The following is a 21,122-nucleotide window of genomic DNA, read 5'->3' as shown; positions in this document are numbered from 1 at the left end:
AACCGCCGCATCAGAGCGTAAGGAACGACAAGGGAAGGTGGTCGAAACGTGCCATTCAAGACAAAACTGTTCCTGATCACGGTGCTGCCCCTGGTTGCGGTGTCGCTGCTGATCGGCGGGATCACCTTCCTGCAGGCCTCCCGCCTGATCGAGGAACAGACCCGGGCGGTGGAGGAGCGGATCCTGGCCTCGAAGCGGCAGGAGATCCAGAACATCGTCAGCCTGACGCTGACCAGCATCGGCAACCTGATCGAGGAGGAGCCGGGCGGCCGGGAGGCGGCACAGGCGGAGGTCAAGCGCATCCTGACGCAGATCAACTTCGGGGATGACGGCTACTTCTTCGTCTACAGCCGCGACGGCACCAACCTGGTGCATCCCAAGCTGCCCCACCTCATCGGTCACAAGTGGTGGGACCTGCAGGATCCGGAGGGCGACTTCGTCATCCGCAATCTGATGGCGGCCGCCGAGGCCGGCGGGGCCTTCCACCGCTATGTCTGGAACAAGCCCAGCGCCAACGAGGATGCCGAGAAGCTCGGCTATGCGGTGATGCTGGAGAAGTGGGGCTGGATGCTGGGCACGGGCGTCTACATCGACGACATTGCCCGCGAGGTCGCCATGGTCCGCGCCGACTTCACCGAGAACGTCGGCCAGACGCTGCTCGTCATCTTCCTCATCACCATGATCGCCATCCTGCTCAGCCTGACCGCGGTGGCCACCGTCAGCTTCTCGGAACAGAAGTTCGCCGACAGCAAGCTGAAGGACCTCACCAACCGCATCGTCGACATCCAGGAACAGGAGCGCAAGCGCGTCTCCAGCGAGCTGCACGACAGCATCTCGCAGCTGCTGGTCTCGGTCCGCTACGGCATCGAGATGATCCACTCGCGCGCCGGCGGCAGCGTGCTGCTGCAGCAGCAGGCAGAGAAATGCCTGCGCGTCCTCGACGACGCCATTGCAGAGGTGCGGCGCATCTCCAAGGACCTGCGCCCAAGCGTTCTCGACGACATGGGCCTGTCGGCCGCCCTCGTGAGCCTCGCCAAGGATTTCGAGAGCCAGTCCGGCATTCACGTGCGCATCTCGGCCGACCGCTGCCGCCGGCGGCTGTCGGACAAGGCCAAGACCGCCCTCTACCGGGTGGTGCAGGAGGCCCTGACCAATGTGGCGCGCCACGCCCAGGCCGACGAGGTCATCATCGACCTGAAGGCGGGAACGCACACCCTGTCGCTGACCATCCAGGACAATGGCGTCGGCATCCCGGTGCCCTTGCGGGCCGGCGGTGGACTTGGCATCCGCAACATGCTGGAACGGATCGCCGCCCACGGCGGCACCATGACCATGTCACGCCTGGCGATGCGCGGAACGCTGATCCGGGTGTCGATGCCGCTCGGCCCGGACGAGGACATCCTCGACGGGACGGCGGCCTGAGCGGCACTGGCGCCGGGAGCGGCACGCAGGCAAGGGTCGCAGGACCCGAGGACAGGACCAGAAGACAGGACACGGGACCGGCCCCGAGGACCGGTGATGAGCAGGAGACAGGACAAGTGAGCGAACGCGACCCGAACAAGCCCATCCGCCTGCTGCTGGCCGACGACCACGAACTGGTGCGCGCCGGCATCCGGGCCCGGCTGGAAGGCGTCTCGCCGCTGGAGGTGGTGGGCGAGGCCACGGATGGCCGGCAGGCGGTGCAGATGGCCGAGACGCTGGAGCCCGACATCCTGATGATGGACATTTCCATGCCGGAGATGAACGGCCTGCAGGCCACGGCCGAAGTCCGCCGCCGCTTTCCGAAGATCAACGTGCTGATCCTGTCGATCTACGACAATCCGGAGTATGTCCGCGGTGTCATGCAGGCCGGCGCGCGGGGATATCTGCTCAAGGACATTTCGGCCAAGGAGATGATCAACGCGATCCTGGCCGTCGCCAATGGCGGCTACTACTTCTCCTCCCGCGTCGGGCCGAGCCTGATGGACAACCGGCCGGCCCCGCCGCCCAGCGACCCTTACGGCCTGACGGACCGCGAGCGCGAGGTGCTGCAGGGCGTGGCGCGCGGCCAGACCAACAAGGAGATCGCGCAGGCGCTCGGCATCAGCGTGCGCACGGTGGAATCGCACCGCCTCAACATCCGCGACAAGGCCGGCAGCGGCAACGCCGCCCACCTTTACCGCATAGCCCAGGAGCTGCGGCTCATCTGAGGCTTGATGGCGGGATGTATCATGATATGATACACGCTGTACAAAACTCGACAAGTCTGGCCTGTCCGGCTCGATGACGGGTGAAGCTGGATGATCCAGAGCTACCGGAACAAGCAGACCGAAGCCGTCGCCCGCGGGAAAGCGGGCAAGGGCTTTCCGCCTGATCTGGTCAATCGGGCGCAGAAGCTGCTTGCGGTCCTCAATGCGGCCGTGCGGCTCGAAGACCTGAGACTGCCGCCGGGCAACCGGCTGCATCGTCTGTCCGGAGATCGCCAGGGTCAGCACGCGCTGGCAATCAACGACCAGTGGCGCATCTGCTTTGTCTGGACAGAAATCGGGCCGTCTGACGTCGAGATCTGTGACTATCATTAAGGCTGGAGGAAAACCGTCATGTCCGTTCATGTCCCGGCTTTTCACCCGGGGGAGTTGCTCAAGGAGCTGTATCTTGAGCCCGCAGGCTTGACGGCCGGTCGGCTTGCCAAGCTGCTGAACCTCCCAAGGACCCGGATTGAACGCCTGATCAAGGGCGAGACCGCAATGACGGTCGACACGGCCATGCGGCTGGCCGCGTTCTTCGAGACAACGCCCCAGTACTGGCTCAACCTTCAGACGAACTTTGATCTGGAGCAGTTCGTGGCCAAGCTGGACGGGCCTCTGGACGTGCCGACGACCTTCTCCACCCTGCGCGACCAGTCTGCGGCGTGAAGGCAGCCTGAAGACGGTCCGCCGCCTCCTCTTGGCGCGGGCGCCGGATCGTGGCAGGGTCAGACCAGTTGCGCCGGCCGGGCCGGCGCGCCTGCCAAGAGTTCAAGACCCGATCCATGTCGAAATCCGTTGTCCTCGTCACCGCCGACGTGAAGCCGATCGACGGCTACCGCTGGCATGCCGCCCCCTCCACCTATCTGGAAGCCGCGCTGAACGGCGCCAATGCCATTCCGCTGATCCTGCCGTCGCTCGGCGGCGCCATCGACCTCGACGCCGTGCTGGACCGGGTCGACGGCGTGCTGGCGACCGGGTCGCGTTCCAACGTCAATCCGGATCTCTACGGCGCAGAGGCCACCGAGGCCAATGGCCCCTATGACCCCGACCGCGACGCCACCTCGCTGCCCTTGCTGCGGCGGGCGCTGGAGCGCGGCATTCCGGTCCTGGCCATCTGCCGCGGCATGCAGGAGCTGAACGTCGCCCTCGGCGGCACGCTGCTGACGGAAATCCAGGAGCTGGAGGGCCGCAAGGATCACCGCGCCCCCGTCTCAGAGCGCCAGGAAGAGCGCTTCGCCATCGCCCACCCCATCGACGTGCGCGCCGGCGGCGCCTTGCACCAGGCGGTCGGCAACACCTCGTTCGAGGTGAACTCGCTGCACCGGCAGGCCCTCGGCGACCTCGGCAACCGGCTCGTGGTCGAGGCCGTGGCCGAGGATGGCACCATCGAGGCCGTGTCGGTGGAGGGCGCCAAGGCCTTTGCCCTCGGCACCCAGTGGCACCCGGAGTACTGGGTCTCCTGCGATGTGCCGTCGCAAAAGATCTTTGCCGCCTTCGGTGCCGATGTGGCCCGTTACCGGAACGCCCGGCACGGCGCCGTCGCCGCCGAATAGGGCACGACACGAGGAGGGACCCCGATGACGTCTTCAACCGGTCATCCGCAGGGCGGCGGGGGCCACCATGATCACGGGCATGACCATGGGCATGGGCACGACCATGACCATGACCATCACCATGACCATCACCACGGTGACCACTCGGACCTGTCGCCGATCGAGCTGCGCGTCCGGGCCCTCGAGACCCTGCTGACGGACAAGGGCTACATCGACCCGGCCGCGCTGGACGTGCTGATCGAAACCTACGAGACCCGCGTCGGCCCCCGCAACGGCGCCCGGGTGGTGGCCCGGGCTTGGACAGACCCGGCCTACCGCGCGCGCCTGCTGCAGGACGCGACCGCGGCCATTGCAGAACTGGGCTACACCGGCCGGCAGGGCGAGCACATGGTGGTGGTCGAGAACACGCCCGACCGGCACAATCTCGTCGTCTGCACCCTGTGCTCCTGCTATCCGTGGACCGTGCTGGGCCTGCCGCCGGTCTGGTACAAGTCGCCCCCCTACCGCTCCCGGGCGGTGCGCGATCCGCGCGGCGTCCTGGCCGAATTCGGCCTGACCCTGCCTGCGGAGACCGAGATCCGGGTCTGGGATTCCACCGCCGAAATGCGCTACCTGGTCCTGCCGATGCGCCCTGCCGGCACCGAGGGCTGGAGCGCGGAGGCGCTGGCGGATCTGGTCAACCGGGACAGCATGATCGGCACGGCGCTCGCCACCTCGCCCGGTGCCGGCCCGCAACCGGACGGAGCCGGAGCATGAACGGCGGCGCGGATCTGGGCGGCATGATGGGCTTCGGCCCGATCGGCATCGAGGCGGACGAGCCGCTGTTCCATGCCCCCTGGGAGCGGCGGGCCTTTGCCATCACGCTCGCCATGGGGGCGACCGGCAGCTGGACGCTGGACACCTCGCGCTTCACCCGCGAGAGCCTGCATCCCGTCGACTACCTCTCCTCCAGCTACTACGAGATCTGGACCAAGGGTCTGGAACGCCTGTGCCTCACCGCAGGCCTCATCAGCCCGGAGGAACTGGCCGGCGGCCATGCGACCGGCCCGGGCAAGCCGCTGAAGCGGGTGCTGAAGGCTGCCGATGTGGCAGCCGTCCTGGCGAAGGGCAGCTCGGTGGAACGGCCGGCAACGGCTCCGGCGGCGTTTGCCGTCGGCGACCGGGTGCGCGCCCGTATCCGGCATCCGGAAGGGCATACCCGCTTGCCGCGCTATCTGCGGGGCGTGTCCGGCACCATCGAGGCGATCCACGGCTGCCACGTCTTTGCCGACGACAATGCCATGGGCAAGGGCGAGAACCCGACGTGGCTCTACGGCGTCGCCTTCCGGGGGCTGGACGTGTGGGGCGCGGACAGCGATCCGACGCTGGTGCTTCGAGCTGATCTCTGGGAGCCGCATCTTGAGCGCCTCTGACCTCGTGACGGCCTCGCCGGCCATTCCGGTGGCCGACGCGGGACCGGTGTTCCGCGCGCCCTGGGAGGCGCGGGTCTTTGCCATGACGCTGGCCGCGCATGAGGCCGGACTGTTCAGCTGGAGCGACTGGGCCGAGACGCTCGGGGCGGAGCTGAGGCGGCAGGAGGCAGGGGCGACGGCATCCGGCACGGCCGCCTGCCGGGCTGACGACGGCAGCGACTATTACCTTGCCTGGCTGGCCGCCTTCGAGACGATCCTGACGCGGCAGGGCCATGCCTCGCCCGAGGCACTGGCGAGGCTGCAGGACGCCTGGGATCAGGCGGCCCGCGCAACGCCGCACGGCCAGCCGATCGAACTCCGCCGCCGCGACGATCATACCTGACGCAGGCACACCTGACGCGGGCACACCTGACGCAGGCATACCTGACGTGGGCACACCTGGCGCGGGCCGGCCGGGCCAGCCGGCGCAGGCGTCGCCTCAGGCCCAGCCCAGATTGGCGATGAGCAGCGTCGCGCCGACGACGAACACCGTCACCGCCGCGGCGATCTCGATGCCGCGATGGATCCGGTCCGGCCAGACCCCCTCGCTGCCGGCCAGACGCGCGGCCAGACCCTTGGCGCCGACGGCAATGAAGGCCAGCAGCGCGACCGTGATGCCGGTTCCAAGCGACATGGCAAGGGTGGATGCCACGCCGGCCAGCACCATGCCCTGCGACAGGGCGAAGACCAGAACGATCAGCGCGCCGGAACAGGGCCTGAGGCCGATGGCCAGGATGATGGACAAGGCCCGCGCCGGCGTCAGCGGCTCGGCCAGCATGGCCGGCGTCGGCGCATGGACATGGCCGCAGGCATCGCAGCCGGCCTCGTCGCCAGCAACATGCACATGCCCCGGGGCCCCGTGGGGAATGGCGGCCCGGCCCGGCAGGTAGGGCCGGATCGCCTTGACCCAGACCAGCCACACACCCAGCCCCGTGACCAGCGCGAAAGACAGGGTCTCGAAGGTTCGGGCGGTTTCCTGCAGCGCGAGCGAGGTGAGGTTGAAGATCCACGCCGCTCCGCCGACCAGCAGGATCGCCGTCAGGGCCTGGGCAAAGGCGGAGACGAAGGACAGCATGACGCCCTTGCGCAGCGTGTCGCCGCTGGCGAGCACATAGGACGAGATGATCGCCTTGCCGTGGCCCGGACCCACGGCGTGGAACACCCCGTAAAGAAACGAGATGCCGGCAAGCAGCCAGGCGGCCTCCGGGTTGGTGCGGAAGCCGCGCAGGGCCGCAATGAGCTTCTGGTAGAACTCCGTCTGCAGCAGCGCGACATGGCCGAAGAAGGTCGAGACAAGCGAGCCGGCCCCGGCGGCGGGCGGGGCGGGCGAGGCCACCGGCTCGACGCCGACGGCCGCCACGTCCGGCGCCCCCGCATCGACATTGGCCGCCTCTTCGGCCGCCGCAGCCCGATCGCGGTTGAGCGGCGTCACATCGGGGAAGGGCGGGGTTGCGGCCACGCTGGCCGCCTCGCCGCAGGTGACGATCATCTGGTTGACCAGCTGGGCGGCGGCCTCCTCCAGCTCCGGCGGCAGGTCGCGCTGATCCGGGCCGATGGCGGCAAGGGCGGCGGCGGTGGCGGCATCCAGCGACGGCGGATCGCGCCGCTCGACCCGGCAGGTGTCGGGCGCGCCGTCGATGCCGATCGCCCCGTCGACGCGCGAGAAACGGAAGTCGACATAATAGGTCGGGTCATAGACATCGAGTGTGACCGGCGCCGACAGGTCGGTCGGTTCCTTCAGCGGCAGCAGGAAATGCAGCTCCAGCAGCTGCGCGGTCTCCGGCATGGGCCGGCCGAGCCGGACGCTGTCCTGGCGGATCGCCTCGATATCCTCCGGCTTCATCGCCCAGTAGTCGGCGAGCGGCACGTCGACGACCTCGAGCCAGTAGGTCTGCGGCAGGGTGAAGTCGAGTTCGACCCGGCTGTTGTCGCCGAAGGTGAAGAAGCCGAACTCCTCCATGCTCTCGACATTGACCTTGGCCAGTTCCGCCAGTTCCTCCCGGCTGTAGCGGCCGTCATTGTCGGCATCGAAGCCCTGGATGGCGAACGCCGTGTAGGCATCGTCGAAGCGGAAGACCTGGCGCACGGCCGTGACCTTGCCGGTCTCGTCGACCACGAGACGGCTGCGGGCCTCGACGAAGATGTGCGGGTGGGCCAGCGCCGGACCGGCCACGACCAGCCCGGCCAGCGCGACGACCAGCCCCCACAGCGCGGCAAGCGCAAGCGCCACCCGGCGCGAACGCTGCGTCATCCGGGCGTTCGGCAACGGGGACGGGAAAGAAGCGATGGAGGCGCGCATCGGCAGATCGGATCCGGACGAGGTGATTCTTGCAGGATTGGCAATGACCCCAGAAGGCGGCAGGAACATGACTGCCGCAAGCCCGTTTCGCACCGCACCCGGACGACACGCCGGATTGTTCTCAATTTCAAGGCATTGAAGGAGAAGTTTCCCGATTCCGTGAAAGATACCGGAAGATTGATCATCTCTTTCCGCCGAAGACGGGCAATTTCTGGTGCGCATTTTCCCTCAGGACGCGAGAGTGCCCATGAATGCCCTGACCCGTCCCGCAGCCCCTCTGGCAGGCGCGGCCTTCGATCATCCGGAATTCGACGCCCACGAGCAGGTGGTCTTCGCCCACGACCGGGACACCGGCCTGATGGCGATCCTCTGCGTGCATGACACCCGGCTCGGACCTGCGCTCGGCGGCTGCCGGGTGTGGCCCTACGCCAGCGCAGCCGACGCCCTGACGGACGCCCTGCGCCTGTCGCGCGGAATGACCTACAAGAACGCGCTCGCCGGCCTCGACCTCGGCGGCGGCAAGGCAGTGATCATCGCCGATCCGCGCAAGGACAAGACCGCCGACCTGATGCGCGCCTTCGGCCATCATGTGGAGCGCATGAATGGCTCCTACATCACCGCCGAGGACGTGGGCGTCTCGCCGGCCGACATGGAAGCGGTCGCCGAGCGCACCGACCACGTGCGCGGCACGGCCCGCACCGGTCTCGGGGATCCCTCGCCCTACACCGCACTCGGCGTCTTTGTCGGCATCCGCGCCGCGCTGGCGCATGTCTACGGCAGCGACACGCTGGCGGGCCGCACCGTGTCCGTGCAGGGTCTTGGCCATGTCGGCTTCGACCTGGCCAGCCAGCTGCACGCGGCCGGCGCGAAGCTGATCGTCTCCGACATCCACGCCCCGGCGGTGGACCGGGCGGTGGCCGCCTTCGGGGCCATTGCCGTCGATCCGGGCGAGGCGCATGCGGTCGAGGCGGACGTGTTTGCCCCCTGCGCGCTTGGCGCCGGGCTCAATGCCACGACCATCCCTGCCATCCGCGCCCGCATCGTCGCCGGTGCCGCCAACAACCAGCTCGCCACTCCGGCAGACGGCGAGGCACTGAAGGCACGCGGCATCCTCTATGCGCCCGACTATGCGATCAACGCCGGCGGCGTGATCTCCATCGCGCTGGCCCGCCCGGGCGGCGACGACGCGCTGGTCCGGGAAAAGACGCTGGCCATTGCCGCGACGCTGACGCGCATCTTCGAGCGCGCCCGCGCCGAAGACGTCACGCCCGAGCGGATTGCCGACCGCATGGCCGAGGAGCGACTGGCCGCCGCCGGCCGCTGACCCGCACCACGGACCCGGAGCGGGGGCAGAGCCCGGCGCGACGGTGCCGTCCCGACAGGACATTCCCGGCCCTCGCGGGCCCGGGGATGTCAGCACATCTCGCCGGCCTTGCGCCGGTCGGCAAACCATACGGCGAGAAAATCGACGAAGGAGCGGACCTTGCCGGACAGGTGCCGCCGATGCGGATAGACCGCATAAATGGCCGGACCATCATGCTCGAAGCCCTGCAGCAGCGGGACCAGACGGCCCGACTGGATGTCCTGGTGCACGAACATGCGCGGCGTGCGCAGGAAGCCGAGTCCGCAGAGCGCCGCATCGCGGGCCGCAGAGGCGCTGTTCACCTCGATCCGGCCGCGCACGGACACGGCAAAACGCTCACCGTTCTCGGCGAAGTGCCAGTTGGTCTTGTGCCGATAGTTGGTGTCGACAATGCAGGGCCGGCTGGCAAGCTCGGAGGGATGCTGCGGCGTGCCGTGACGGGCGAGCACCTCGGGCGTGGCACAGACCACCGTGCTGAAGGGCGCGATCTTGCGGGCGATCAGGCTGGAATCCTCCAGATCCGTGACGCGGATGGCCACGTCGAAGCCTTCTTCCACCAGATCGACGAAGCGGTCGTCGAGGCGCAGGTCGATGGTGATCTCGGGTTCGGCGACGAGGAACTCCATGATCGCCCGGTTGATCAGGCCGTCGCCCATCGACCGCGGCGCGGACACCCGCAGGCGACCGCGGGCCTCGTGATGGGTGGACTGGACGGAGGCCTGCAGGTCGTCGATCCGCTGCAGGATGTCGGAGGCTTCCTTGTAATAGGCCTCCCCCACCTCGGTCAGCGAGATCTGGCGCGTGGTGCGGTTGAGAAGCCGCACGCCGAGCTCATCCTCCAGCTCGCCGATGTATTTCGAGACAAGCGCCTTCGAGCGGCCCATCTCCCGGGCTGCGGCGGAAAAGCCGTTGCTGTCCACCACCTGGATGAAGCAGCGCATGCGCGTGATGGCGTCCATCGCCGTGTCTCCCCCTGCCCGGTCAGCTCGTCATCGGGCCGTCCTCAGGCCGTCGCCGCGCCGCCGTCGGCGCGCGGATCATGCGCGCCCTCAAGCCCGCCCCGCACGTTGCGGATGATCATGCCCGCGTGGCCCATCGTATCGGAATAGTCCTCGCCGAGCACCACCACCTCGTGCCCGGCCCGCTCCAGCGCGCGCACCAGATCGGGATCGAACCGCGCCTCGAGCCTGAGCGCCGTCGTCGCATCGCCCCAGGTGCGGCCAAGCAGCCAGCGCGGCGCGTCGATCGCCTCGCCGACCGGCAGGCCGTTGAGAATGGCGCGGGTGAAGATGGCCGCCTGGGTCTGCGGCTGCCCCTCCCCGCCCATGGTGCCGTAGGTGACGACGCGGCCATCGGACAGGCGGGCCAGCGCGGGGTTGAGGGTGTGGAACGGCAAGCGTCCCGGCTCCAGAACGTTCAGCGCCTCCGGGTGCAGCGAGAAACTCGCCCCGCGGTTCTGCCACAGGATGCCGGTCTTCGGCAGCAGGCAGCCCGAGCCGAACTCCCAGTAGATCGACTGGATGAAGGAGACGGCGCAGCCCCTGGCATCGACCGCCCCCATCCAGATGGTGTCGCCGAGGCTGGACCTGACCGGCCAGTCCAGCGCGCGGCCCGGCGAAATGCCGGCCGCTTCCGCATCGAGCCAGCCGGCCTCGAGGAATCTGGACGGCGGTTCCGGCAGGCGGTCCGGGTCGGTGACGATGCGGTCCCGGACGAGGAAGGCACGCTTCGTCGCCTCGACAAGACCATGCAGCATCGGGAACCCTTCCCGCGCCGGGACGGTCAGCCGGTCGTAGAGGCCAAGGATGATCAGCGAGGCCAGCCCCTGCGTCGGTGGCGGGGCGTTGTAGATCGTGCCTGCCCTTGTCTGCAGCTTGAGCGCATGACGGATGCGGGCCTCGTAGCGCTCCAGATCGCCCTTGGTGACCGGCGCGCCGATGCGCTCCAGATCGTCGGCAATCGAGGCGCCGACATCGCCGCGATAGAAGTCGTCGAAGCCGGCAACGGCGAGATGGTCGAGCGTGTCGGCCAGCCGCTCCTGGCGGATCACGTCGCCGGTCTCAGGTGGCTTGCCGTCCTTGAGGAACACCGAGGCAAAGCCCGGCTGGGCCTCGAGCTCGGCCAGCTTCGCCGCCGTCAGATATGCCTGGCTGCGCGAGACGGGGATGCCGTCCTTGGCATGGGCGATGGCGGCAGAGAGCAGCTCGCGGCGCGGCATGCGGCCGCCGAGGCTGGCGGCGGCCTCATGGGCCTTCTGCCAACCGCCGACGGTGCCGGCAACCGTGAGCGCGGCAAGCGGTCCGCGCGTCGGCACCGTGCCGTGACCGGCGCGATTGTAGGCAGCAAGGGTGGCTTTCGCGCCGGCCGGACCGCAGGCAGCGATCACCTTGGGGTCCTCTCCCGGCGGCGCGATCAGCCAGAAACCGTCGCCGCCGATGCCATTCATGTGCGGATAGACCACCGCGATGGTGGCAGCCGCCGCGATCATGGCCTCGATGGCAGAGCCCCCCTCGGCGAGGATCTCCGCCCCCGCCCGCGCGGCAGCCATGTGCGGGGCGACAACCATGCCGCCCGTCGAGGTGACCGTGTCCATGCACTCCTCCAGGACCGAATGAAAGCTCCCCGACGACGGGGGCATGACGTGAGGCTCAGCCGGGGCGGACCGCCAGCACGCGCCAGAGACCGCGCAGGACAGCGCCGATCAGCCGCAGCGCCCCGACGCCGGCAAGCCCTCCGAGCAGCGCCGTGACGAAGCCTTCGGCGGTCGCGGGAACGGCCGGCCTGAACTCCTCGTACGTGCCGCGGACCACGTCCGGATCGGAGGTGGTGAGGAAAAGAAGCATCTGGCCGAAGGCGTCGGACCGTTCATAGGCATCGCGTTCCGCCCGCATGCCTGCCAGCTTCTCGCGCATCTCCTCCAGCGACCGCCCCTGCGCGGCCACGAGCGGGTCCGGGTTGCGCTTGAGATGCTCCAGCGCCCCGTCGACATCAAGGCCATTGCGGGCCGCATCCTCGGCCGTTGCGGCCATCACGAGCTGCAGCGCGTCAATCGCCCCGCCGAGGCGCTGGCGATACTGCTGGGCGAACTCAGGCAGCTGCGAGGAGACGACGCCCGCCATCAGGCCCACGGCAAGCGCGAAGGGTCTGGCGAGCATGGCGGTCTCCCTATTCGAGCGCGATCACGCCAGCTTCCCCGTCTTCGGTGCCGAAGGCAAGGCGCAGACCGTGCCTGTCCCAGGCAAGACTCGAGACGGGGGCCTTGCCGGGCCGGCGCATCAGCACTTCCGCATTGTCGGAGAAGCGGCAGAGGATGATCATGCCGTCCTGATAGCCGACGACCGCCACATCCTCCTTCGGATGGCAGGCGACCGCCGTCACGAGCGAATCCGACCGGGCGCCAAGCTGGAGCGGCGCCTGCCCCATCGGGCCGGTCTTGCCGAAGAAGGGCCAGACGATGGCGGCGTTGGCGCCGGAGGTCGCCAGATACTTGCCCTTCACGGACCAGCTCACGGACTTCACCTTGGCCGGATAGCCGGTCATGCGCATGTCCTGTCCGTCGGAGAGGCGCCAGCCGTGCAGCGCCGTCTCCTGCATGGTGGTGACGACATACTTGCCATCCGGCGAGAAGGTGACGGCATGATGGGCACCCGGCCAGTCAAGCTGCTGCGGCGCGCCCTGGGTGTTGACCCACCACAGCGTCACGCCCTCGTAGCGCGCCACCGCCAGACGCAGCCCCTTGGGCGCGAAGGCAAGGCCGCCGACGGCGCGGGCATGGGCAAACTCCTTCTCCTTGCCATCGGAGAGGCGCACGAAGGCCGTGCGGCCACTGGCGAAGGCAACGGCCCCGGAGGGACCGCAGGCCACGAGGTCGATCCACTTGCGCGGACGCTCCGACAGGACCGCGACGGACCCGTCGGGCCGGACCTCGGCGACGCGACCATCGTCGCCACCGGTGACGAGCGCCGAGCCATCCGGCCGCTCGTCGGCGGCAAGCAGGCCGCCGCGATGCGCCGCCGCCCGGATCTGGGTTCCGGCAAGGAACACGACCTCGCCGCCGCCGAGGGCGAAATAGGGCGTGTCGTGGAGGAAGCCGGCCCGGACCACGAAGCCCGAGACATCGGCCGCTGCAAGCGTCGGCACGTCGAGGTCTCCCGTCAGACCGCGCAGGCGGCAAAGCCCTGCTTCAGGGCGTCGAAATCCAGCTCGCGGCCAATGAAGACGAGGCGGCTTTCATGCGGCTCGCCCTCCTTCCAGTCACGCTGGTGATCGCCCTCGACGATCATGTGCACGCCCTGCAGCACGTAGCGCTGCGGATCATCCCTGAAGGCCAGGATGCCCTTCAGGCGCAGGATCCTGGCGCCGTCTTCCTGGGTCACGCGGTTGATCCAGGGGAAGAAGGTGTCCGGATCCAGCTCGCCGGCGCGCAGGGAAATGCTGCGGACGGAATGCGGGTCGTCATGATCATGGTGGTGATGGTCGTGATCGCAATCCGGGCCGCAGACGTGATCATGGCCGTGATCATGGTCGTGGTGATGATCATGGTCATGCGCGTGATGCCCGTGATCATGGTCATGATCGTGGTGGTGGTGATGCTCATGCGTGCAGTCCGGACCGCAGGCATGGTCATGGTCATGATGGTGATGATCATGATCATGGTGGTGATCGTGGTCGTGGTCGTGGCCGTGATGATGATGGTCATGGCCATGACCAGTGTTCAGGAACTGCGGGTCGAGCGACAGGATGCGGTCAAGGTCGAAGGCACCACGGTCCAGCACCTTGGCGATGTCGATGGCGCAGCGCTCGGTGCGGTGACGCACGGCATAGGGGTTGATCTTGTGGATCCGCGCCTCGACGGCGGCAAGCTCCTCCGGCGACACGAGGTCGGTCTTGTTGAGGAGGATCACGTCGGCAAAGGCGATCTGGTCCTCGGCCTCGCGCGTGTCGGCGAGGCGCTGCAGCACGTGGCGGGCGTCGACCACGGCGACAACGGCATCAAGCCGCGAGGCGGCGCGCACGTCGTCATCCATGAAGAAGGTCTGGGCCACCGGGGCCGGATCGGCAACGCCGGTGGTCTCGACGATGATGGCATCGAAGCTGCCACGGCGCTTCATCAGGTTCTGCACGGTGCGGATCAGGTCACCGCGCACGGTGCAGCAGATGCAGCCGTTGTTCATCTCGAAGATCTCCTCGTCGGACTCGACGAGCAGGTCGTTGTCGATGCCGATCTCGCCGAACTCGTTGACGATCACGGCATAGCGCTGGCCGTGGTTCTCCGAGAGGATGCGGTTGAGCAGCGTCGTCTTGCCGGCGCCCAGATAACCGGTCAGCACGGTCACCGGAATCTGCTTGGTCGGCTCGGTAGCGGCAGAGGTCATGAGATGGGGTCCTGAGAATGGGCCTGAACGGGTGTCCCGGGCCGGCGGCGGAATGCCGGTCCGATTCGCACCGTGCAGGCTGAGGTCGAATTTGGACGCAATATAGGGTGTCGCGCCACGAAGTTCACGCCTTTCGCATCAATCGCCGGCCGCCTTTGAAAAAACACAGACACACGACCAAGCTTGTCGCTGCCGACCCTGTCGGCCCAGTTGGGCAGGAACTGGGAAACCGCTTGCGCGAGGATGCCTGGCATGACCCTTCACCCCACCCCGTCGGAGCCCCGCAACGCCGGCTGGCTGCGGCTTGCCGGCGCCGGCCTTGCGGCCGGAACCGTCGGCCTGATCGTGCTGCTCGCCCCCTGGCAGCACAGCGAGCCAGAGGCCACCTCGCAGACGACGGCCCAGAATACGGCCCAGACGACGACACCGCAGGCGGACACGCAGGCAGCGGCCACCGATGCCCTGCCCCCGCCGAGCCCCCAGCCTCTGCCCCAGGCGATCCCCCGACCGGTTGTGCTGCATGGCAAGCCCGCCGTCCCGGCAGCGGACCTTGCCTACGAGGCCCAGGGCCGCGACCGGTTTCCGCAGGCCGACGACAATCCGGTGCACCGCGTGACGGACACGCCCGTCTCGACCTTCTCCGCCGATGTGGACACGGCCTCGTATGGCGTGATGCGCGCGGCGCTGATGGACGGCGTGCTGCCGGTGCCGGACGCGATCCGGCCCGAGGAACTGATCAATTATTTCAGCTACGGCTATCCGGCACCGGCGAAGGACGCAGCGCCCTTTGCCACCCGCCTCTCCATCGCCCCCACGCCCTGGAACAAGGACACGCGGCTGTTGCGCATCGGGCTGAAGACGGCGCTGCCCGAGCGCGGCGCGATGCCGCCGGCGCGGCTGGTGTTCCTGATCGACACCTCCGGCTCGATGGACGCCCCCGACAAGCTGCCGCTCCTGAAGAACGCCTTCCGCCTGCTGCTGACGACGCTGAAGCCGAAGGACACGGTGGCGATTGTTGCCTATGCCGGCAGCGCAGGCACGGTGCTGGAGCCCACGCCGGCGACAGAGGGCGCCCGGATCCTCGAGGCACTGGAGCGGCTGCACGCCGGTGGCTCCACGGCCGGCGGCGAAGGCCTGCGCCAGGCCTATGCGCTGGCGGAGGCCGGCAGGACGGACGGCAGCGTCAGCCGGGTCATCCTGGCGACCGACGGCGACTTCAACGTCGGCTTCACCGACGTCGCCGACCTGACCGCCTTCGTGGAACGGCAGCGGGCGAGCGGCGTGACCCTGTCGGTGCTGGGCTTCGGCCAGGGCAACTACAATGACGCGCTGATGCAGGCGCTGGCGCAGAACGGCAACGGCAACGCTGCCTACATCGACAGCCTGACCGAGGCCCGCAAGGTTCTGGTGGAAGAGGTCGGCGCGACGCTGTTCACGGTGGCAAGCGACGTCAAGCTGCAGGTCGAGTTCAACCCGGCCGAAGTGAAGGACTACCGGCTGATCGGCTACGAGACACGCGCCCTGCGCCAGGAGGATTTCAGCAACGACAAGGTGGATGCCGGCGACATCGGCGCGGGCCACACGGTGACGGCGCTGTATGAGTTCACGCCCGCAGGCGTGACCGGCGGGCTGAGCGAGCCCCTGCGCTATCAGGGGACGCCGCCCGCAGCGCCTGCGACCAGCCCGGGCGAACTGGCGTTCCTGCGCATCCGCTACAAGACGCCCGGCGAAAGCGACAGCAAGCTGATCGAACAGCCGGTGACACAGGCAATGGCGGTCGAGAGCTTCGAGGCGGCCGACGCGGACTTCCGCTTTGCCACGGCCGTGGCGGCCTTCGGCGACATCCTGAAAGGGGGACGGTTCACCGGGGACTACAGGCTGGAGGACGTGGCCGCCCTGGCCCGCAGCGCGAAGGGCGAGGACAGCGCCGGCCACCGGGCAGCCTTCATCGGCCTCGTCGAGCTGGCCAGGACCGCAAGGCCCCTGGCGCCCTTGCCGCAGTAGGAGGGAGCCTCACGCCCCGAGGCGGCGGCCGTGGCGGACGCCGGGGGGCGGAGAGGAATCGCGGATCTTCACGTCCGGCTCGATCAGGTGGCGCGTCGCCGGCACGTCCTCGCCGCCGACCTGACGCAGCATCAGCGAGGCGGCCATGGAGCCGATGCGGTCCGGATGGCTGGCGACCGTGGTGAGCGAAGGCGTGCGGGCGGCCGCGCCATCGACATCGTCATAGCCGGTGACGGCCATGCCGGGCCCGGGCTCGACACCGGCCCAGCGCAAGGCCGGCATCATGCCGAGCGCCACCATGTCGTTGAAGCACATGACCGCCGAAGGCCGCTCGGGCGCCGCCAGCAGACGCGGCACCACCGACTGGCCGTCGGTCTGGCTCATCAGTTCGGGGATGTCGAGCTGGCTGGCCGGGTCGATCCCAGCCGTCTCCAGCGCCCGCCGCCAGCCGGCGTTGCGGTCACGGCCTGTCGAGGTTTCCCGCCGTCCGCCCGCCATGGCAATGCGCCGGTGGCCCTGGCGGATCAGATGCTGGGTGACAAGAAAGGCCCCCTTCTCGTCATCGCCGCGCACCGTCGGCGCCCGCGCCCCGTCCAGATCACGGCAGATCAGCGTGACCGGAATGCCCTGGTCGGTCAGGCGGTTGATCTCCTCGGCCCGGGTGCCGACCGAGGCGCAGAGGATGAGGCCGTCGGCACGGTGCTGCAGCAGCGTGTCGATGAAGACGCGCTGGCGCTCGACGTTGTCGCGGTGATTGCAGATGAAGACCATCTGCCCCTGCCGCTCCAGCTCATCCTCCAGGGTGGAGAAGATCTCGGCGAAATAGGGGTTCATGATGTCGTGGACCGCGACGCCGACGATCTGCGTGCGCGAGGTGCGCAGCGAGGCGGCAGAGCGGTTGTAGATGTAGCCCACCTGCCGCGCCATGTCCTTGACCTTGTCGCGGGTGGTCTTGGCGACGAGCGGGGAATCGCGCAGGGCAAGCGAGACCGTGGCGGTGGAGATGCCGAGCCGTTCGGCGATGTCGCCCAGCGTCAGGCGGCGGCCGCGCGGTTCGTCGGGGTGCGCCCCAGACCCAGACCCCGGATTGTCGCTCATGCGCGCCACCTCAAACGTTACCCCTGCGGAGACGGAGGCCGGCGCAGAACGCCGCGCCGACGTGATTCCCGCAAGCTTTCAGTTTGCCGCGCGATCGTTGCCAGCGCAACCGACGTGGGGGCTCAGCGCTGCGGCGCGGTGTCGTCATACTCCTCGCGCAGGTTGACCACCACGCGGCGGTTCATGCGCGGACAGTCGGCCGGGTCGCAGTCGGTTTCCGGCCGTTCGATGCCGTAGCCCTTGGTCCAGATGCGTCTGGGATCGACGCCCTGGGCGACGAGCAGGTCATAGACGGCCTGCGCCCGGCGCTCCGACAGGCGCTTGTTTGCCGCCTCGCCACCCGGCTCCTGCGCATGGCCCTGGATCTTGGCAAGCCAGCGGGTGTTGGTGTTGAGCCACTGTGCCTGGCGCAGCACGATCTGCCGGCTTTCCGCGTCAAGCTCGGCCGAGCCCTCGGCGAAATAGATGCGGCGCCCCACGTCCAGCATGAAGGCTTCCTCGGTGCCGGGTGCAAAGCCGGCCGCCTGGGACGGCGACTGGGGCCGCTCCGCCTCGCCGATCGCCTGGCATCCGGAGAGACATCCGGCGAGCAGGACGAGCGCGGCGACAAGGCCGGCTCCGGCCTGCGAAAATTCCCGGACCTTGCGAACCGCCTGCATGTGTTCCCCCCGAAAGCGCACGCCTGAACTGCGGCGTCATTTGGCAAGGCGAACGCGGTCGCGTCAACTGCCGAACGGACGGCGGACGCAGCCGGCCCGACCTGCGCTCAGCGTTTCTTCACCACCTGCTCGCGGTAGAGGATGTAGAGACCCGAGGCCACGACGATGCTGGCGCCGATCAGCGTCGAACTGCCGGGCACGTCGCCGAAGACAAGAAAGCCCAGCCCGATCATCCAGATGATCTGCAGATAGGTGAAAGGCGCAAGCAGCGGCGCCGGCGCCCGGCGATGCGCGGCGATGAAGATCCAGTGGCCAAGCCCGCCCCAGACGCCGGTCGACAGCAGCAGCACCCAGTGGAACAGGTCCGGCGGCGCGACCCAGACGGCAAGCCCCGGCCCGGTCATGGCAATGGACGAGATCACCGCCGGGATGACCAGCATGCCGATGGTGGAATTGGTGGCCGTGAGCATGCGGGTCATCAGCGCATAGAGCGCGTAGCACAGCATCGACAGGATCGAGTAGATCACCGCCCAGTGCATCGCCCCGCTGCCCGGCTGCACGATGATCAGCACGCCGATGAAGCCGACGAAGATCGCCGCCCAGCGCCGGATGCCGGCCCATTCGCCAAGCAGCGGCCCCGCCAGCGCGGTGACGACAATGGGTCCGGCGAAGAAGATCGACATGGTCTCGGCCAGCTGCAGGTGCTGCACGGCGAGAAAGTTGAACGAGGTGGTGCCAAGCATCGTCAGGCCGCGGACGAACTGCAGCCAGGGCCGGTCGGTGCGGAACACCTCCGGATGGGCCCAGAGGCGGAACAGGAAGAAGGCAATCACCAGATGGCTGACGAACCGCATCCAGACGATCTGAAGCGGCGGCAGATGGCTGTAGGTGGTCAGATACTTGGCCGTGGCATCAAGGATGGAGAAGCACAGGCAGGTCAGCAGGATCATGCCGATGGCGATGAGCTGCGACCGCCGTTCTGCCGCCGCCTCGCGTTCGGGCTGCGACAGCGGCGTGATGGGCTCGGTCATGGTCTGGTGTCCGCAGGCGGGAGGGCATGTCATCCGGCGACGCAGGCCCGCCACCGGATGACCAGACTAGACGTCTCCCCGCCTGGCTGAAAGATCTTGCCGGGCGAAAGCGGTACGCCACGCCCGGAACCTGTCTCAGGCCGTGATCAGGCCGCGATCAGCCCGCGATCAGGCCTCGACGGCGAGCGGCACCACGGTGGCCGTCGGCGTCTCGTCGTCGAGATCGTCGGTGTCGTTGTCGAGCTCGGGATCGATCTCGGTGGTCAGCGACAGGTTCTTCTCGATCTGGCGCAGCAGCTTGCGCAGCTTCTTGCGGTCCTTATCGTCAAGGCCGGCAATCGCTTCCTTCTCGAGCCGCTTCCAGGCCTTGTCCACGTCCTGCACGCGGTTGCGGCCCTCGTCGGTGAGGAACACGCGGGCGAGACGGCCGTCGGTTTCGGAAACCTGGCGGCGCACCAGACCCTGGGCGGACAGCCGGGTCACCATCTTGGTGACGGTGGGCGGCTGCACGCCGAGCGCCAGGGCCAGCTGGCTCATGGTCCGACCGTCCGCATCGGCGAGCACCTTGAGCACGAGTTCCTGACCGGGATGCAGACCAATGCGCATCAAATGACCGCCTGAGCGAGCCCGCTGGGCCTTGGCCGCCTGCAGCAGGCGGAAAGTCACGCTCTTCTTGTAACTGAATGCCATCGTCGATCACTCCACTGCCGGTTGGCACAGCCTAGCCTGTGACCGCCGGAGACACGAGCCCCGGCGATTCGACGCGACACTAGCGGCGTTCCTTAACCGTCAAATGACACTCGCGTGGCGGCTGCTCAAAAACGGGCGAGCTTGCGACGCACCTTGTCCAGATATTGCCGCCGGCTGTCGGGGGTTGAGCTGTCCATCTTGTAATGAGCCAGATAAAGGGTCTTGCAGCGCGGCGCGCAGAGGACGCGCATGCCCCTGAGCAATGTCTTGCGGCCAGGCTCGCCCATCAGCTTCGACACCCACCAGGTGGCCCCACAGGTGGTGATGACCGCGATCTTGCGGATGTGCTGCATCTTGGGCCGCATGCCGGTGGTCTCGGTCGGCACCTCGAAGGTCACGTGCGGCACCCAGACCCGATCCAGCCACCCCTTCAGCATGGCCGGCAGACCGAACCACCAGGTCGGATAGATGAAGGTGATCATCTCGCACCACAGGATGGCTTCCACGTGACGCTCCACGGGACGGACATTGCTGCCCTGCGCGTGGTATCCCCGCCGCTCGTCCGCGCCCATCGCCGGCTGGAAGTTCTCGCCGTAAAGGTCAATGACCCGGAGCTCGTGGCCTGCCGACACCAGCGTCGACAGCACGGTTTCCTTTACGGCGGCGTTGAAACTTTCCGGGCAGGGATGGCAGTAGACGACCAGCACCCGCATGTTCAGAAGACCTCCATTGTCTTGCGGACCTTATCGAGAAAGGCGGAACGGGTCGCATCGCTGACCCGGTTCATGTCGTAGAGCGCCAGATAGCGCAGGCGTGCGAGGGGATGGATGACGGCCCTGAGCACGCGGGTCCCGACCTTGCGCGGCGGATCACCGACAAGGAAGGCCCGCAGCCGCGAGCCCCCATAGGTGGTGACGATGGCCAGCTTGCGGATGTTGGCGAGCGCCGGGACGACCTTGCCGTCCTGCAGCCGGAACGACACGCCCGGCAGGAACACCCGGTCGAAGAAGCCCTTGAGAATGGCGGGATAGCCGAAGTTCCACACCGGATGCACGATGACCAGCGCCTCGGCCGACAGCAGCCGCTCCACATAGGGGCTGACGGTGGCGCGGTTGCGGTCGAGATCGTGATAGGCCAGCCGCTCCTCGCGCGTCAGCCGCGGATCGAAGCCCTCGGCGTAGAGATCGCAATCATCGACACTGTGCCCGGCCTTCTCGAGCGTCTCGCGCACGGTTGCATGCAGCGCCGCGGCGAAACTGGTCTCGACGGGATGGGCATAGAGCAGCAGGATCTTCATGGCGCATCACCGGCAGGAGGAGGTTGCCCCGGACCGGGGCCTTGCCCAGCCGTCAGGGACGGCCCGGGCGCGGT

22 protein-coding genes are annotated in these 21,122 nt (G+C 68.1%); 10 read left to right on the top strand and 12 right to left on the bottom strand.

The window, feature by feature from the left end; translation table 11 throughout:
• Positions 1 to 48: 48 nt before the first annotated feature.
• The 8 genes from GWI72_RS15485 (at position 49) to GWI72_RS15450 (ending at position 5,575) form a co-directional block, all read left to right on the top strand.
• Positions 49 to 1,422 carry a cache domain-containing protein gene (locus tag GWI72_RS15485; protein WP_161677320.1) on the top strand — a complete coding sequence of 458 codons (1,374 nt, stop codon included), beginning with the start codon at positions 49 to 51 and terminating at the stop codon, positions 1,420 to 1,422.
• 116 nt (positions 1,423 to 1,538) lie between these two features.
• Positions 1,539 to 2,189, top strand: a complete 651-nt coding sequence (locus tag GWI72_RS15480; RefSeq protein ID WP_161677321.1) for a response regulator — start codon at positions 1,539 to 1,541, stop codon at positions 2,187 to 2,189.
• A 90-nt stretch (positions 2,190 to 2,279) separates the two neighbouring features.
• A complete protein-coding gene (locus GWI72_RS15475; RefSeq protein ID WP_161677322.1) occupies positions 2,280 to 2,561 on the top strand; it encodes a type II toxin-antitoxin system RelE/ParE family toxin in 282 nt (93 codons plus the stop codon).
• A gap of 18 nt (positions 2,562 to 2,579) precedes the next feature.
• The gene (locus GWI72_RS15470; protein WP_161709278.1) at positions 2,580 to 2,894 is read left to right on the top strand and encodes a HigA family addiction module antitoxin; all 315 of its coding nucleotides are present in this window, start codon (positions 2,580 to 2,582) and stop codon (positions 2,892 to 2,894) included.
• A 116-nt stretch (positions 2,895 to 3,010) separates the two neighbouring features.
• Positions 3,011 to 3,781 (top strand): gamma-glutamyl-gamma-aminobutyrate hydrolase family protein, encoded by a 771-nt coding sequence (locus tag GWI72_RS15465; RefSeq protein WP_161677324.1) that lies wholly within the window; start codon positions 3,011 to 3,013, stop codon positions 3,779 to 3,781.
• 24 nt (positions 3,782 to 3,805) lie between these two features.
• Positions 3,806 to 4,537, top strand: a complete 732-nt coding sequence (nthA, locus tag GWI72_RS15460; RefSeq protein ID WP_161709277.1) for a nitrile hydratase subunit alpha — start codon at positions 3,806 to 3,808, stop codon at positions 4,535 to 4,537.
• Positions 4,534 to 5,193, top strand: a complete 660-nt coding sequence (nthB, locus tag GWI72_RS20215; RefSeq protein ID WP_161677326.1) for a nitrile hydratase subunit beta — start codon at positions 4,534 to 4,536, stop codon at positions 5,191 to 5,193. Before nthA ends, nthB begins: the two co-directional genes overlap by 4 nt.
• On the top strand, positions 5,180 to 5,575 hold the full coding sequence (locus GWI72_RS15450) for a nitrile hydratase accessory protein (RefSeq protein ID WP_244314366.1): 396 nt from the start codon (positions 5,180 to 5,182) through the stop codon (positions 5,573 to 5,575). The genes nthB and GWI72_RS15450 overlap by 14 nt, the downstream gene beginning before the upstream one ends.
• A 96-nt stretch (positions 5,576 to 5,671) precedes the next feature.
• Here GWI72_RS15450 and GWI72_RS15445 read toward each other — a convergent pair whose 3' ends face one another.
• Positions 5,672 to 7,483 carry a HoxN/HupN/NixA family nickel/cobalt transporter gene (locus GWI72_RS15445; protein WP_161709275.1) on the bottom strand — a complete coding sequence of 604 codons (1,812 nt, stop codon included), beginning with the start codon at positions 7,481 to 7,483 and terminating at the stop codon, positions 5,672 to 5,674.
• 295 nt (positions 7,484 to 7,778) lie between these two features.
• Between GWI72_RS15445 and GWI72_RS15440 the strand changes: the two genes are divergently transcribed.
• On the top strand, positions 7,779 to 8,855 hold the full coding sequence (locus GWI72_RS15440) for a Glu/Leu/Phe/Val dehydrogenase (RefSeq protein ID WP_161709274.1): 1,077 nt from the start codon (positions 7,779 to 7,781) through the stop codon (positions 8,853 to 8,855).
• A gap of 89 nt (positions 8,856 to 8,944) precedes the next feature.
• Here GWI72_RS15440 and GWI72_RS15435 read toward each other — a convergent pair whose 3' ends face one another.
• From GWI72_RS15435 to GWI72_RS15415, 5 genes are read right to left on the bottom strand one after another with little or no spacing between them, the layout of a single operon-like run.
• Positions 8,945 to 9,853, bottom strand: coding sequence for a LysR family transcriptional regulator (locus GWI72_RS15435; RefSeq protein ID WP_161677329.1), 909 nt, complete (start codon positions 9,851 to 9,853; stop codon positions 8,945 to 8,947).
• 44 nt (positions 9,854 to 9,897) lie between these two features.
• A complete protein-coding gene (locus GWI72_RS15430) occupies positions 9,898 to 11,487 on the bottom strand; it encodes a gamma-glutamyltransferase family protein (RefSeq protein ID WP_161709273.1) in 1,590 nt (529 codons plus the stop codon).
• A gap of 55 nt (positions 11,488 to 11,542) precedes the next feature.
• Positions 11,543 to 12,049, bottom strand: a complete 507-nt coding sequence (locus GWI72_RS15425) for a DUF2937 family protein (RefSeq protein ID WP_161677331.1) — start codon at positions 12,047 to 12,049, stop codon at positions 11,543 to 11,545.
• Positions 12,050 to 12,059: 10 nt separating this feature from the next.
• A complete protein-coding gene (locus tag GWI72_RS15420) occupies positions 12,060 to 13,034 on the bottom strand; it encodes a WD40 domain-containing protein (protein WP_161709272.1) in 975 nt (324 codons plus the stop codon).
• A 14-nt stretch (positions 13,035 to 13,048) separates the two neighbouring features.
• Entirely contained in the window at positions 13,049 to 14,269 is a 1,221-nt protein-coding gene (locus GWI72_RS15415; protein WP_161709271.1) for a CobW family GTP-binding protein, read from the bottom strand.
• A gap of 252 nt (positions 14,270 to 14,521) precedes the next feature.
• On the opposite strand from GWI72_RS15415, the gene GWI72_RS15410 reads away from it, so the two are divergent.
• Entirely contained in the window at positions 14,522 to 16,273 is a 1,752-nt protein-coding gene (locus GWI72_RS15410) for a vWA domain-containing protein (protein WP_209000151.1), read from the top strand.
• A 9-nt stretch (positions 16,274 to 16,282) separates the two neighbouring features.
• On the opposite strand, the gene GWI72_RS15405 is transcribed toward GWI72_RS15410, so the two are convergent.
• The 6 genes from GWI72_RS15405 to GWI72_RS15380 all read right to left on the bottom strand — a co-directional run bounded on the left by GWI72_RS15405 (position 16,283) and on the right by GWI72_RS15380 (position 21,048).
• A complete protein-coding gene (locus tag GWI72_RS15405) occupies positions 16,283 to 17,371 on the bottom strand; it encodes a LacI family DNA-binding transcriptional regulator (RefSeq protein WP_161709269.1) in 1,089 nt (362 codons plus the stop codon).
• A gap of 122 nt (positions 17,372 to 17,493) precedes the next feature.
• Complete coding sequence (locus GWI72_RS15400) at positions 17,494 to 18,030, bottom strand: OmpA family protein (RefSeq protein ID WP_161709268.1); 537 nt, start codon at positions 18,028 to 18,030, stop codon at positions 17,494 to 17,496.
• Positions 18,031 to 18,137: 107 nt separating this feature from the next.
• Entirely contained in the window at positions 18,138 to 19,061 is a 924-nt protein-coding gene (locus GWI72_RS15395; protein WP_161677337.1) for a DMT family transporter, read from the bottom strand.
• Between the two features lie 168 nt (positions 19,062 to 19,229).
• Positions 19,230 to 19,751 carry a MarR family winged helix-turn-helix transcriptional regulator gene (locus tag GWI72_RS15390; RefSeq protein ID WP_161677338.1) on the bottom strand — a complete coding sequence of 174 codons (522 nt, stop codon included), beginning with the start codon at positions 19,749 to 19,751 and terminating at the stop codon, positions 19,230 to 19,232.
• A 125-nt stretch (positions 19,752 to 19,876) separates the two neighbouring features.
• Positions 19,877 to 20,464, bottom strand: a complete 588-nt coding sequence (locus tag GWI72_RS15385; RefSeq protein ID WP_161677339.1) for an NAD(P)H-dependent oxidoreductase — start codon at positions 20,462 to 20,464, stop codon at positions 19,877 to 19,879.
• Between the two features lie 2 nt (positions 20,465 to 20,466).
• The gene (locus GWI72_RS15380) at positions 20,467 to 21,048 is read right to left on the bottom strand and encodes an NAD(P)H-dependent oxidoreductase (RefSeq protein ID WP_161709267.1); all 582 of its coding nucleotides are present in this window, start codon (positions 21,046 to 21,048) and stop codon (positions 20,467 to 20,469) included.
• Positions 21,049 to 21,122: the final 74 nt, after the last annotated feature.

It is taken from the genome of Pannonibacter sp. XCT-53 (genome assembly GCF_009915765.1).
Taxonomy (GTDB): domain Bacteria; phylum Pseudomonadota; class Alphaproteobacteria; order Rhizobiales; family Stappiaceae; genus Pannonibacter; species Pannonibacter tanglangensis.
Note: the sequence above shows the minus strand (reverse complement) of the source record. Positions and strands in the feature narration are given on the sequence as shown.

Coding starts and splice junctions, on each gene's coding strand:
- GWI72_RS15400 (WP_161709268.1), bottom strand. CDS start 18,030: ATGCAGGCGGTTCGCAAGGTCCGGGAATTTTCGCAGGCCGGAGCCGGC.
- nthA (WP_161709277.1), top strand. CDS start 3,806: ATGACGTCTTCAACCGGTCATCCGCAGGGCGGCGGGGGCCACCATGAT.
- GWI72_RS15415 (WP_161709271.1), bottom strand. CDS start 14,269: ATGACCTCTGCCGCTACCGAGCCGACCAAGCAGATTCCGGTGACCGTG.
- GWI72_RS15405 (WP_161709269.1), bottom strand. CDS start 17,371: ATGAGCGACAATCCGGGGTCTGGGTCTGGGGCGCACCCCGACGAACCG.
- GWI72_RS15470 (WP_161709278.1), top strand. CDS start 2,580: ATGTCCGTTCATGTCCCGGCTTTTCACCCGGGGGAGTTGCTCAAGGAG.
- GWI72_RS15475 (WP_161677322.1), top strand. CDS start 2,280: ATGATCCAGAGCTACCGGAACAAGCAGACCGAAGCCGTCGCCCGCGGG.
- GWI72_RS15390 (WP_161677338.1), bottom strand. CDS start 19,751: ATGGCATTCAGTTACAAGAAGAGCGTGACTTTCCGCCTGCTGCAGGCG.
- nthB (WP_161677326.1), top strand. CDS start 4,534: ATGAACGGCGGCGCGGATCTGGGCGGCATGATGGGCTTCGGCCCGATC.
- GWI72_RS15425 (WP_161677331.1), bottom strand. CDS start 12,049: ATGCTCGCCAGACCCTTCGCGCTTGCCGTGGGCCTGATGGCGGGCGTC.
- GWI72_RS15395 (WP_161677337.1), bottom strand. CDS start 19,061: ATGACCGAGCCCATCACGCCGCTGTCGCAGCCCGAACGCGAGGCGGCG.
- GWI72_RS15380 (WP_161709267.1), bottom strand. CDS start 21,048: ATGAAGATCCTGCTGCTCTATGCCCATCCCGTCGAGACCAGTTTCGCC.
- GWI72_RS15430 (WP_161709273.1), bottom strand. CDS start 11,487: ATGGACACGGTCACCTCGACGGGCGGCATGGTTGTCGCCCCGCACATG.
- GWI72_RS15410 (WP_209000151.1), top strand. CDS start 14,522: ATGACCCTTCACCCCACCCCGTCGGAGCCCCGCAACGCCGGCTGGCTG.
- GWI72_RS15445 (WP_161709275.1), bottom strand. CDS start 7,483: ATGACGCAGCGTTCGCGCCGGGTGGCGCTTGCGCTTGCCGCGCTGTGG.
- GWI72_RS15465 (WP_161677324.1), top strand. CDS start 3,011: ATGTCGAAATCCGTTGTCCTCGTCACCGCCGACGTGAAGCCGATCGAC.
- GWI72_RS15435 (WP_161677329.1), bottom strand. CDS start 9,853: ATGGACGCCATCACGCGCATGCGCTGCTTCATCCAGGTGGTGGACAGC.
- GWI72_RS15440 (WP_161709274.1), top strand. CDS start 7,779: ATGAATGCCCTGACCCGTCCCGCAGCCCCTCTGGCAGGCGCGGCCTTC.
- GWI72_RS15385 (WP_161677339.1), bottom strand. CDS start 20,464: ATGCGGGTGCTGGTCGTCTACTGCCATCCCTGCCCGGAAAGTTTCAAC.